The sequence below is a fragment of the Paenibacillus sp. EKM206P genome (genome assembly GCF_011066155.1).
Classification (GTDB): Bacteria; Bacillota; Bacilli; order Paenibacillales; family Paenibacillaceae; genus Paenibacillus; species Paenibacillus polymyxa_D.
The window spans coordinates 58,362-71,307 of record NZ_JAAMNQ010000007.1 but is presented as its reverse complement, the minus strand read 5'-3'; the positions used below and the strand labels follow the sequence as shown (position 1 = coordinate 71,307).

The following is a 12,946-nucleotide window of genomic DNA, read 5'->3' as shown; positions in this document are numbered from 1 at the left end:
GCAATTGCGGAATAGTTTCCTTTGATTCATGGTTGAAGCTCCGCGATTTCTAATTGGGCTTAGTCGCCTCGGAAGGCGCGCTTCACACGGTCAAAAAAAGACTGCTCATTCTCATGCGTCTGTTCTCCGCTAAGCGAAGAGAACTGACGCAGCAAATCCTTTTGTTCCTCACTCAGCTTGCTAGGCGTTATCACAACTACCTTAATATGCTGGTCACCCTGACCAACGCCACGCAGTTTTGGCACACCTTTTCCTTTAAGACGGAAGTAAGTACCTGTTTGCGTACCTGCTGGAACTTTCAACTTCACTTTCTCGGTCAACGTCGGGATCTCGACTTCATCTCCCAATGCTGCCTGTGAGAACGTCAGCGGAATTTCGCAGTAGATATCGTCTCCCTCACGCTCAAAGAAGTCGTGCGATTTCACACGGAACACGACGTACAAGTCACCTGCCGGTCCTCCGTTGACACCGCCTTCGCCTTCACCGTTAATACGCATTTGTGCGCCGTCATCCACACCCGCTGGAATGCGAATATGAATTTTACGTTGCTTGCGTACCCGACCCGAACCGCTACAAGTCGTACATTTTTCTTTAATGATTTTGCCGGAACCGCCGCAATTAGAGCAGGCGCGTCGATTAACCATACGACCAAACGGTGTATTCTGCACCACTTCTTCCTGTCCGCTGCCGTGGCAGACGGAGCAGGTTTGTGGTTGAGTACCCGCTTTGGCTCCCGTACCGTGACACGTATCACATGTTTCCGTACGTTCAATATGAATGTCGGTTTCTTTACCGAACACCGCTTCCTTGAACTCAATCGTCATCGTATATTGAAGATCGTTCCCACGCTGTGGTGCATTCGGATCACGTCGACCATTGCCGCCGCCACCAAAGAACATATCAAAAATATCGCCAAATCCGCCACCGAAGTCGGCACCACCACCGAAGCCGCCTCCCATGCCCTGGTTCGGGTCTACATGACCGTACTGGTCATATCTTGCCCGCTTCTGACCATCGCTGAGAACATCGTAAGCTTCTTTGACTTCTTTAAATTTAGTTTCCGCGTCCGCAGCCTTGTTCACGTCCGGATGATACTGACGCGCAAGCTTACGGTAAGCCTTTTTGACTTCATCATCCGAAGCGCCCTTCGCGACGCCCAGCACCTCATAATAATCACGCTTATCAGCCAATGTTCCACCCCCATGCCTACAACGTGTCTGCACTACATATAAAAGGAAAGCCAAAGGCACGGGATGACCCGGCTTTGACCTTCCCATCATTTCAAGGCAGTACAACCCGTAATATGCTTATTTATCTTGGAAATAACTGTTACCCTTCGGCTAATTGTTATTTATCAAGGCAGCTACGCTGCAATTACTATTCAGTATATCATAACGCATCGGTGTACCGTAAAGCTACCACTACCCGATCCGTAACTTAGTCTTTCTTCTGGTCTTCGTCAACAACTTCATAGTCCGCGTCAACCACATTGTCACGGCCTTTGCTGTCTGCTGCGCCGTCTTGGCCTTGTTGAGCCTGTGCTTCTTGAGCAGCTTGCTCATACAGCTTTACAGACAATTGCTGAACGATTTCAGTCAGTTCTTCAGTAGCTTTTTTGATATCTTCCAGGTTGTCGGTTTCCAGCGTTTTTTGCAGATTTTCTTTAGCTGCATTTGCTTTTTCGACTTCGCCTGCATCCGCTTTTTCGCCCAGATCTTTAATCGTTTTGTCTACGGAGTAGATCAGTTGATCCGCAGCGTTTTTCGCTTCTACCAAATCTTTGCGTTTTTTATCTTCTTCCGCATGCAACTCGGCATCCTTCATCATACGTTCTACTTCCTCGTCGCTCAAGCCGCTGGAAGATGTGATCGTAATTTTTTGGCTTTTGCCTGTGCCTTTATCTGTAGCGGATACGTTCACGATACCGTTCGCATCCAGATCAAAGGTAACTTCGATTTGTGGTACACCACGTGGTGCTGGAGGGATATCTCCCAATTGGAAACGACCCAATGTTTTGTTGCCTGCTGCCATTTCACGTTCACCTTGCAACACGTGAATTTCTACGCTAGGCTGATTGTCGGCATATGTCGAGAATACCTGCGATTTGCTCGTAGGGATCGTCGTGTTACGATCAATCATTTTAGTAAATACGCCGCCTGCAGTTTCAATACCGAGGGACAGTGGAGTTACGTCAAGGAGTACAACGTCTTTCACATCACCAGTCAGTACACCCGCTTGAACTGCCGCGCCCAAAGCTACCACTTCATCAGGGTTTACGCCTTTGTGAGGCTCTTTACCTGTCAGCTTTTTGATTGCTTCTTGTACAGCCGGAATACGTGTGGAACCGCCGACCAGAACGATTTTGTCGATGTCGCTAGCACTCATGCCTGCATCTTTCATCGCTTGACGAGTAGGTCCCAAAGTACGTTCTACCAGACCTTCAGACAATTCTTCAAATTTCGCACGAGTCAGGTTTAACTCCAAATGCTGTGGAACGCCATCAGCTACTGTGATAAACGGCAAAGAAATCGTCGTTGTCAGTACGCCAGACAGTTCTTTTTTCGCTTTTTCCGCTGCGTCTTTCAGACGTTGTACAGCAGCTTTATCTTTGCTCAGGTCGATGCCTTGATCTTTTTTGAACTCATTTACGAGGTAATCAATAATCACTTGGTCAAAGTCATCGCCACCCAGCTTGTTATCGCCGCTTGTTGCTTTAACTTCGAAGAAACCGTCGCCCAGTTCCAGAATGGATACGTCGAATGTACCGCCACCCAGGTCATATACCAGGATCGTTTGGTCTTCGGATTTTTCCATACCATATGCCAATGCAGCTGCTGTTGGCTCATTGACAATCCGCAGAACTTCCAGACCGGCAATTTTACCTGCATCCTTGGTTGCTTGACGTTGACCGTCATTGAAGTAAGCTGGAACAGTGATAACAGCTTGAGAAACGGTTTGTCCCAGGTAAGCTTCAGCATCGGATTTCAGCTTTTGCAAAATCATAGCGGAAATTTCCTGTGCGGAATATTCTTTGCCGTCGATGCTTTCTTTATGATTTGTACCCATGTGACGCTTGATGGACATGATTGTACGATCCGGGTTTGTAATTGCTTGGCGTTTTGCTGTTTCCCCTACAGTACGTTCTCCATCTTTTTTGAAACCAACAACGGAAGGGGTTGTGCGTGCGCCTTCCGGATTTGGAATAACGACTGCTTCGCCGCCCTCCATAACAGCCACACAAGAGTTGGTTGTACCTAAGTCAATACCGATTACTTTGCTCATCGGACAATTCCTCCTTCTGTATATACGAGGCCCGCAGGCCAGAATGGTTGAATCAAAATGATGTATTTCTAATGTCAGAATTTTGCAAAATTCGATTCCAGTCGCTCCAAAGTGCAATATTGTTCATTGAAAGTCGCTTATGGGATTTTTGCAAAATCCTCATGTATATTGAAAAAGCTACATGCTCACTTTTACCATCGCTGGACGAAGCACCTTGTCCTTCAGCATGTACCCTTTTTGTACCTCTTCAACAACAATGCCTTCCTCATGCTCTTCGCTCTCCACCTGCATAATAGCCTGATGGAAGTCAGGATTAAACGGTTGTCCCACCGAATTCATGGCCGTTACTCCCTCTGCCTGAAGCACACTCTCAAACTGGCGGAAAATCATTTCCACGCCTTTGCTGAATGACTCAGACTCCGCTCCTTGCGGTGCTGTTGCCAGCGCACGCTCGAAGTTATCCAAAACAGGCACTAACTCGGTAACCAGCTTCATAGATGCATATTTGGCAAGGTCTTCTTTTTCTTTCAGCGTACGACGGCGAAAATTATCAAAATCCGCCTGAGCGCGTAAAAACCGTTGCTGATGCTCTTCCGCCTGAGCGCGAAGCTTATTCAGCTCTGTTTCGCTTTCTTGGTCTTCCAGTGCCGCCGCTTCATTAACCGGCTCTTCCTGCTGGCTCGCTTCGGCGGCTTCCTCTGTGCTTACATTTTGTTGTTTTTCTTCTTGGAACGCTTGTTCTTCCTTCAAAATGTTTCACCTCCTTCAAGTCATAACTACCTTTACAAAAACACGCAACAATGCACCCGCGCAGGATACGAGCCGTATCCCGACGCGGAACATGTAGTACCGCAACCTATGCGGCTTTGTTCTATTTAAACCGCTGCGTTAGCATTGCGGTCAAATCCTTAGACAGGATACCCAAAATATTAATAACTCTCGCATATTCCATCCGTGTCGGACCCAGTATGCCTATAGTGCCCAACGCTTCTCCGTCTACTGCATACGTAGCAGTAATCAGGCTGCAATTGGCAAACGCCTCATGATCATTTTCAGTGCCGATGCGGACTTGAATTTCAGGTGCCCCGACAACAGGTGTCATTAGTTTAAGCAGCGTTGGTGTTTCCTCCAGCAGATCGAGAATATGTTTAACCTTTTCTACATCTTTAAATTCAGGTTGATTAAGCATGTTTGTCGCACCGCTCAAATACAAGCGCTGATCCGATTCATTATCCAGTGCTTTATCCAGCACCTTCATAGCGTCCTCAAAATGAGACACATGCTTCTCCATCTCCTGACCAAGTGCGGTGTAAAGGCGTGATTTAAGCTGATAAATCGGCACACCGACCAGCTTGCTGTTCAGTAAATTCACAACCTTCTCCATCTCGGAAATCGAAATTCCCGGTGGAATATCTACCGTTTTATTCTCCACCTGACCGGTATTGGTCACGATTATCGCCACAGCCGTCGTTTCGTTGAGCGGCAGTAGCTGAAAATGACGCAATGAAGTATGAAAAACCTCCGGCCCAAGCAGGATGGAAGTATAATTGGTCATATGGGACAAAATGCCTGACGCATGCTGGATCACTTGCTCCATTACATTCAGCTTTTCGGCATAAAAGGCTTTCAGTTCCCGCATTTCCATAGGCTTCAGTGTATTCAGTGGTACCAGATGGTCCACATAATAACGATAGCCTTTATGAGACGGGATGCGTCCCGCAGAAGTATGGGGTTGCTCCAGATAGCCCTGTTCCTCCAAATCCGACATTTCATTACGGATCGTGGCCGGGCTGAATCCGACATCCTGCCTTTTGGATATGCTGCGGGAACCCACTGGCTCAGCCGAACGAATGTAGTCATCAATAATCGCATTCAGAATGAGTCTCTGACGTTCGGTTAACAAGCGAATCCCCCCTTGTTGTTTATCCATAATAGCATGATTGTTAAATGGAATCATTAGCACTCGTTCGCGTTGAGTGCTAACCGATAATACAAAAATACCAAACCGACCTGATCATTGTCAAGTCAGATCAGTATTTTCAATAAACAAGATTTATCACAACAGTTTAGTTTACTGGAATGAATCCAGAACGTTTACACTTTTTCACGAAAAACCTCAATATCCAGCGTATAAAAACCGTATTTATGTATAGTGACACAGAAAATAGAAAAATTCGAGACTATGTCTCCATACCATTATAACTTCTTTGTCCTTGAGGAGGAATTAAATTTGAGAACTAATCGCCGCAACCTAGCCGCCTTGTATAAATATAAACACCGAGTTCCATTAGACGGCACTGCATACTTTTATAATGATACTGATTATCATAAGGACCATCCCATAAGAAGCCTGAATGGAATACCTTCCGAACTAGAGCCTCATCATCAATTCATTTGGTGGTTGCTCAAAACATATGAGAAATAAACCCGGATTAAACAATGTAGGCTGTATAATATACGCATGATTAGGTCCTGATGAAAAAAGAACTGACCTCATTATTGACAGGTCAGTTCAGTACTTTCAACACTGCGATTTCATCACAATTGTTTTGTTTACTACAGTGAATGCAGTCGGTCCATACCTTTTCAGGGAAAATCTCTTTGCTTACTACATCAAAACCGTTTTTTATAAAAAAGGAGACCTCGTAGGTCAATGCCATAATTTTAGGAATACGTTGCCGCCGTGCTTCTATCATAAGGCCCTCCACGAGCTTGGAGCCAATACCCATGCCTTTATGTCCCTCAGAGATGCCAAGGGAGCGAATCTCTACCAGGTCAGCGCCCAATTTGCATAAAGAACCACAACCAACAACTTCGCCGTCCACCTCTGCAACAATAAACAGCTCCAGTTGGCGCGTTAGCACTTCCCTCGAACGTGGCAGCATAATCCCCCGCTCTGCATAGCCGCTAATCATTTGATATAAAGGCTCCACATCCTCAGGAACCGCACTTCTGCACAATACATCTTTACACACTGAAGCCATCTTGCTCTCCTCCTACCGCTTGCCGCATATAATGAATAAATATACAACATCACGCATAGAATCGCAATACTCCATTTACCCTGCTGTGACAGAATGGTGTAATAAAATGATGGTCCCAGCTTACGAAGTTGAAACGCGCTGTATTGAAGCTACGACTTATGAATTTACCGTGATTGAACCAATAAACTCTGCAAATACATCATTTCCGAATAAAATGCCACGTTCACTCAAACGATAACCGTCCTCAATCGATTCGATTAACCCCGCATTGAGCATTTTTCCAAGAGGAGCAGTAAACGTATCCTCCAACGCCTGACCGAATTGAGCTTCAAAGCGAGACTTGGAAACGCCCTCTAGCATTCTCAAACCGACCATAAGAAAATCCTCCATAGCTTCCGCTACTGGCACCTCAAAGCTATCCAGACGTGGCAAACCATTACGACTAGCCTCCACATAAGGGTTAATGCCCTTAATGTTCATATGGCGCTCTCTGCCAACATATCCATGTGCCCCAGCTCCGAGACCGTAATAGTTCTCATTTCGCCAATAGGTCATGTTGTGCTTGCTCCCCAAGCCTGGTTTTGCGAAATTACTAATCTCATACTGTTCATAGCCCGCTTCTTTCATGCGACGCATGAGGAGTAAGTACATTTCCAGTTCGTCATCCTCATGTGGAAGCGGTAGCTGATTTTTCTGGTACAGCGTGTGGAAAAGCGTGTTTTCTTCAACCTTCAAACTGTAGATAGAGTAATGAGGAAGCTCCAGCTCTAGCGCTCTACTGACGCTTTCATGCAGCATCTCCACCGTTTGATTCGGCAAACCGAACATCAGGTCAATCGACAGGTTGTCCAAGCCAACCTTACGTGCGTTTTCCAAACTACGATATACGTCATCTGTACTGTGAATACGACCTATGCCTGTAAGTAGCTCATTCTGAAAAGCCTGTACTCCAAAGCTGAGTCGATTGACGCCGCCTTCTTTCATCACAGAGAGTTTTTCAAAATCAGTGGTGCCTGGGTTGGCTTCCATGGAGAACTCAATATCTTCCGCCCAATGCGGGAAGTAGGTTCGGACGCTCTTCAGGAAATATTCCATTTCTTTCGGATTTAGGGTAGTTGGTGTTCCACCCCCGACAAAAATGGTTTTAATCTCTCCTGGTGGGTGAAGCTTGACTGTATGTTCCATCTCCCGTTCCAGTGCATACAGATATTCCATAACAGGTTGATCCTTGAGCACATAAGAGTTGAAATCACAGTAAAAGCATTTATTCGTGCAAAAAGGTATATGCAGGTAAACCGCTTGAGGCGCGGATGAATGTTCATGTTTTTGTATGGATGCGGTCATGCCGATCCTCCTTGTCAATTCAGGGAATAGTGAAAAAATGCGCCGAGGTCTCGACAACCGCTTCGTGTTCCATTTGATCTTCTGATCGCTGTTACTCCAGATTCAAATGGACCACTCCGCTGCTGCCTACCACCATCGATCATTTTTTTGTGATATAGGTGTTGCAGTAAGAGTAAAGCAACTATAGAAGTACGCTAAGATACTGTTGCTATACTATTTTTGCAACCGAAATAACAAACACTCCATCTCTGGATAGCTTGCTCAAATAAATAACGTCCATTCTCCATGCACGGCAAATGCCCCATGAAAGAATGGACGAATACTTCAAACAACTTTACTCATCTATTTTCAGTACCGCCATAAATGCTTCCTGAGGTACTTCTACGTTACCGACCTGCTTCATACGCTTCTTGCCCTCTTTTTGCTTTTCAAGCAGCTTCCGTTTACGAGAAATATCGCCGCCATAACATTTGGCCAAGACGTTTTTACGCATCGCCTTAACGGTTTCACGCGCCACAACCTTTGTTCCTACAGATGCCTGGATCGGCACCTCAAACATTTGACGCGGAATTAGCTCGCGCAGCTTCTCACAGATAATACGTCCGCGATGATAAGCCCGATCTCTATGCACGATGAACGACAGCGCATCGACCTGCTCGCCATTCAACAAAATATCCATTTTCACCAGGTTGGACTGGCGATAGCCTGAAATCTCATAATCAAAGGAAGCATAACCTTTGGTACTTGATTTAAGCTGATCGAAGAAATCATATACGATTTCAGACAGTGGAATTTGATACGTAATGGTTACCCGTGTCGTATCCAGGTATTCCATATTTACGTACTCACCACGTTTGGTTTGACAAAGCTCCATCACCGTACCTACGTAATCATTAGGGACGATAATGCCTGCTTTTACATAGGGCTCTTCCACATGTTCAATCCGTCCGATTTCCGGATAATTCGATGGATTGTCGATCTGGATCGTTTCCCCATTCGTCAACTTTATGCGGTAAATAACACTTGGTGCCGTTGTAATCAGCGGAATGTTAAATTCACGTTCAATCCGTTCCTGGATAACGTCCATATGAAGCAGACCAAGGAAGCCGCAACGGAAGCCAAAACCCAACGCGCTTGATGTTTCCGGCTCAAAACTGAGCGAAGCATCGTTCAGTTGTAGCTTTTCAAGCGCCTCACGTAGATCGTTATACTCCGATGTTTCGATTGGATACAAGCCACAATATACCATCGGATTAATTTTCCGATAACCTGGCATCGGTTCTAATGTTGGATTTTTTGCATCTGTCACTGTATCCCCGACACGCGTATCACCCACATGCTTGATACCGGCAACGATAAAGCCAACATCACCGATGTTCAGCTCGTCCACGATGTTCATACGCGGCATAAAAGCACCAACTTCAATAACCTCAAACGTTTTGTCAGTCGCCATCATTTTAATTTTCGAACCGGCTCGGATACTACCATCCACAACGCGAACATATACGATAACGCCTTTATAAGGATCATAGTGCGAATCGAAAATGAGTGCCTTGAGCGGATTATCCGGATTACCTTGCGGAGCAGGCACACTTCTGACCACCTGTTCCAAAATTTCTTTGATGCCGATTCCAGCTTTGGCTGAGGCATGTACGGTCTCGCTCGTATCCAAGCCGATAACATCCTCGATTTCCTGCTTTACCCGCTCAGGATCAGCACTTGGCAAATCAATCTTGTTAAGCACAGGCAAAATCTCCAGATTGTTGTCCAACGCCAAATATACGTTAGCCAACGTCTGTGCCTCGATTCCCTGCGCGGCGTCTACTACCAGCAAAGCACCTTCACAGGCTGCCAAACTACGGGATACCTCATACGTAAAATCGACGTGTCCCGGTGTATCAATCAAATTCAAAATGTACTCTTCGCCGTCATCGGCCTTATAAGTGAGTCGCACTGCCTGGAGCTTGATCGTAATTCCGCGCTCCCGTTCCAGCTCCATCTGGTCAAGCACTTGCTCCTGCATTTCACGGGAAGTGAGTGCACCGGTATATTCTAGAATCCGGTCAGCCAGCGTGGATTTACCATGGTCTATATGTGCAATGATACTAAAGTTCCGAATTTTACGTTGTCTTGCCAAAATGTCAGTCATGCCTTACCCCCACACAATGCCTAGTGTCAATCAGCTTATTATAGCAGTTGTAAGGGGGGTCAGCAATATTTCTATTCTGTTACTCCATCAAATACAGATACGACCCATCGAATGCCCTGTCTCGACAGGTTTTGAAGCAACCCAGCTGTTTTGTCCGCCATAGTATCCACCGAGGCTTGCTGTCCCTTGACGGCTAGCAGTTCACGCGGTGTCTCCAGACCCTGAGTATTGACATGTTGCGCAGTCGTCGAATACCATCTGGATGCTCCGAGCTGCGTCTGTTCCTCATTTTCTTCCCTTCCACCAGCTTCATTTATACCCGCTTCCGTTTTCGGCTCAACCTTAACTTCTCCACTTGTGCTATACGTACCGCTATATGCACGAGTGTTAGCTGCGGGTGTGTCCTCAATAATCGTCTGTTCATATCCAACTTTCTGTTGATTTACCGATTGAATCGTATTCCCTCCGTTCCATTCCGGCCCATACACTGAACGCAGACCAGATCCTGCCAGTTGCATACCAAGAAGAATACCTGCCCCCATAAGCAGTACAAATCCAAGTGCTTTCTTACGAAAATGTCCAGACATTACCTTCCCCCCCTTACTGCTACCTCATTTAATTATCGCTGTTGCTCTTTTTTGTATCCGATACATTAGTGCCCGCTTTCTGAGCTTTCTGATCTTCCCAATACACTTCACCGATCATGTCCGCCAAAACGTCCGAGGTCCGTTTCAACTCCTCCTCGGTGTTATCAATACCCCCGATTTCAATTAAAATGCTATGCGAAGACAAGCTTTGATTGTATTCACCGTTGTTGCCTTTGCCACCATCTTTCCCCCATACACCACGTGATACGCCATGATACGATTTTTCCAGCTTTTCATGAATACGAGCAGCAAAAGCTTCATTTTCGCGCCAATTTTTGTTGTCATGTCCGATAATAAAATACACCTTGGCATAAGAAAGTCCATTAATGGTTGCTGTTGTTTTTCCATGACGTTGTGAATCCCGATGGATATCAAGCAAATAAGTTAAACCTTTATTTCCAGCTAAAGCTTCCTTAACCGTTTCGCGTGAATATTTATAGGAATAGTTCCAATTGTAATTTTGAACTGTAGTAGCATAATCCTTGTTTATATGCAGTGTGGATATCCCTTGCTTTTCCAGCCTCTTCTTTACAAAGTCCCCTACCCTTGACACATTCGCTGATTTAGAACCTGAATTGGGATTGGAACTGGTTTTGCTAAGTAGTGGGTTATATGCTTCTCTGGGATGAGAATGGTAGATTAATATGCGCTTGTCCCCTTTGGCCGTATCACCTGGATGATCCTCACGTACCGGATCTGTTTCCGGTGTTGTCGGAATATTCGGCGTGTTAGTCGGTGGGTTCTCAGATGCATCTGAGCCACCAGGAGCATCCGTCGTTCCCTGATCGGGCTGATAATCCGTAGGACCCTCTACCTTGATGTTCCCCGAACCCTTGCGCAGCAAGACAGGTGCTCCTGCAGACATGCCAGGAATCTCACGAGAAATGAGACTTTTGGGATCCTGCGGATTAATGCCTGTAAGCATCTGAAATACAAAAGGCGACCATTGTTCACCCGACAACGAAGATTGCTGCTTCTTTTGTGCCAAATGAGGTACTTCCATACCTAGCATATCCGCAAAAAAACCGCTGGACACCGAGCCTGCCAATCCTTTCATCGAAGAAACAGGAGATGTTTGTAGACGATTTTCTGCCAATCCCCCTAGCCCCAAAATGACAAATAAAAGCGCCGAGCCCATGATCAGCAGCACAAGCGTATGTCCCATCGCCAAAATTTCGATACCTTTTCTTCTCCATCTTCCGACGTTCCAGGTCTGAATTTTTTTCATGTGAGCCTTGTCCTCCTTCGTCCCGTCGAAACCCGCTTTATATTTGGAACATAGGGTTCCTATCTGCTGCGGAAATCTCTTATATTTCAACTCTATGAACGGAGAACAATTACTAGAACACAAAAAATCTCTACCACAGGTATATCACCTCCCTTTTTGAAAGAGATTAGATTCCTGTTAAATAGAGACTTTTGTGTGAAATACGATTTTATCAACCCTTGATTAATGCGTATATGCGGCAACATTGCCAGGATCCACAGCTTCGTGCAGAGCAGCGTTCAATCCAGTAGCAATGATGTTCGCGATATCTTCAATAAATTCATCGATTTCTTTAGGAGTCACAATCAGATCATGTCCCAGCGGTTGCAGTACCTCTCTCACCAGCCCAAGTCTCTCAGGTTCTGAAATATCGTCCAGCATCCCCAGGATTGCTTTTGTAGAAGCCTTTTCTTTGGTAAAATGTGTTTTCATCAGTTCAATTACGTTATTGACAATGGTCGAAGCGTAGCATACCGTTGGAACGCCGATAGCGATACACGGAACACCCATAATATCCTTGGTGATACCGCGCCGCTTGTTGCCAATACCTGAACCCGGATGTATCCCGATATCGGCCACCTGAATGGTCGTATTGACACGCTCCAGTGAACGTGACGCCAGTGCGTCAATGGCAATAATCAGTTCTGGCTTTGTGCGATCCACGATGCCTTGAACGATTTCACTGGACTCAATCCCCGTAATACCCAGGACGCCCGGCGCAATTGCGCTCACATCCCGATAGCCCGGGTTGATTTGATCAGGTGTCAGTTCAAAAAATTGACGAGTCACCATCAAATTCTCAACGACAAGCGGACCCAGTGAATCGGGAGTGACGTTCCAGTTGCCCAGACCTACCACCAGTACCTTTGCCGTATTAGAAATCCCTATTTTTTGTATAAAATGCTCCATTTCTTTTGCAAATGCAATAGCTACACGTTGCTGGAGCCCCGTATCGCCTTCACGCAAGCCGGGTACTTCCAGTGTGACGTAATGCCCTTGTACCCGCCCAATACGGTTGGCTCCTTCTTCATTCAGTACATCCAACCGTGTGATTTTGATTCCGTTATCTTCCTCCACATTCTCATTTATGCCCGCCAGGGGTACAGGCTGATCCCGTTCAGCCAGTTCTCTTGCCTCTAATGCCAAATCCGTGCGTACCGCATACTTCTGCAAATCTAGATCCATCTTTTAAGCCTCCTTGGATACCATCTTTGACTATAGTGTGCGAGACACCCAACAGCTTTATGCATATCCATTTTCATCCTGTAATTCG

General features: G+C 46.0%; 10 protein-coding genes. All 10 read right to left on the bottom strand.

Annotated elements, in window-relative coordinates:
* Positions 1–59: 59 nt before the first annotated feature.
* Positions 60–1,190: a molecular chaperone DnaJ gene (gene dnaJ / locus G9G53_RS15995; protein WP_029515355.1), complete on the bottom strand. Its 1,131-nt coding sequence runs from the start codon at positions 1,188–1,190 to the stop codon at positions 60–62.
* Positions 1,191–1,437: 247 nt separating this feature from the next.
* Entirely contained in the window at positions 1,438–3,282 is a 1,845-nt protein-coding gene (gene dnaK / locus G9G53_RS15990; RefSeq protein ID WP_029515356.1) for a molecular chaperone DnaK, read from the bottom strand.
* Between the two features lie 177 nt (positions 3,283–3,459).
* Positions 3,460–4,032, bottom strand: coding sequence for a nucleotide exchange factor GrpE (gene grpE, locus G9G53_RS15985; protein ID WP_029515357.1), 573 nt, complete (start codon positions 4,030–4,032; stop codon positions 3,460–3,462).
* Positions 4,033–4,153: 121 nt separating this feature from the next.
* Positions 4,154–5,185, bottom strand: a complete 1,032-nt coding sequence (gene hrcA, locus G9G53_RS15980) for a heat-inducible transcriptional repressor HrcA (protein WP_029515358.1) — start codon at positions 5,183–5,185, stop codon at positions 4,154–4,156.
* Positions 5,186–5,789: 604 nt separating this feature from the next.
* Positions 5,790–6,266 carry an N-acetyltransferase gene (locus G9G53_RS15975; protein WP_029515360.1) on the bottom strand — a complete coding sequence of 159 codons (477 nt, stop codon included), beginning with the start codon at positions 6,264–6,266 and terminating at the stop codon, positions 5,790–5,792.
* Between the two features lie 156 nt (positions 6,267–6,422).
* Positions 6,423–7,610 (bottom strand): radical SAM family heme chaperone HemW, encoded by a 1,188-nt coding sequence (gene hemW / locus G9G53_RS15970; protein WP_165148985.1) that lies wholly within the window; start codon positions 7,608–7,610, stop codon positions 6,423–6,425.
* Positions 7,611–7,944: 334 nt separating this feature from the next.
* Complete coding sequence (gene lepA / locus G9G53_RS15965) at positions 7,945–9,759, bottom strand: translation elongation factor 4 (protein WP_029515362.1); 1,815 nt, start codon at positions 9,757–9,759, stop codon at positions 7,945–7,947.
* A 71-nt stretch (positions 9,760–9,830) separates the two neighbouring features.
* On the bottom strand, positions 9,831–10,346 hold the full coding sequence (locus G9G53_RS15960; protein ID WP_029515363.1) for a hypothetical protein: 516 nt from the start codon (positions 10,344–10,346) through the stop codon (positions 9,831–9,833).
* Positions 10,347–10,374: 28 nt separating this feature from the next.
* Entirely contained in the window at positions 10,375–11,634 is a 1,260-nt protein-coding gene (locus G9G53_RS15955; protein ID WP_069010456.1) for a stage II sporulation protein P, read from the bottom strand.
* Positions 11,635–11,856: 222 nt separating this feature from the next.
* Positions 11,857–12,858, bottom strand: a complete 1,002-nt coding sequence (gene gpr / locus G9G53_RS15950) for a GPR endopeptidase (protein ID WP_165148982.1) — start codon at positions 12,856–12,858, stop codon at positions 11,857–11,859.
* Positions 12,859–12,946 lie beyond the last annotated feature (88 nt).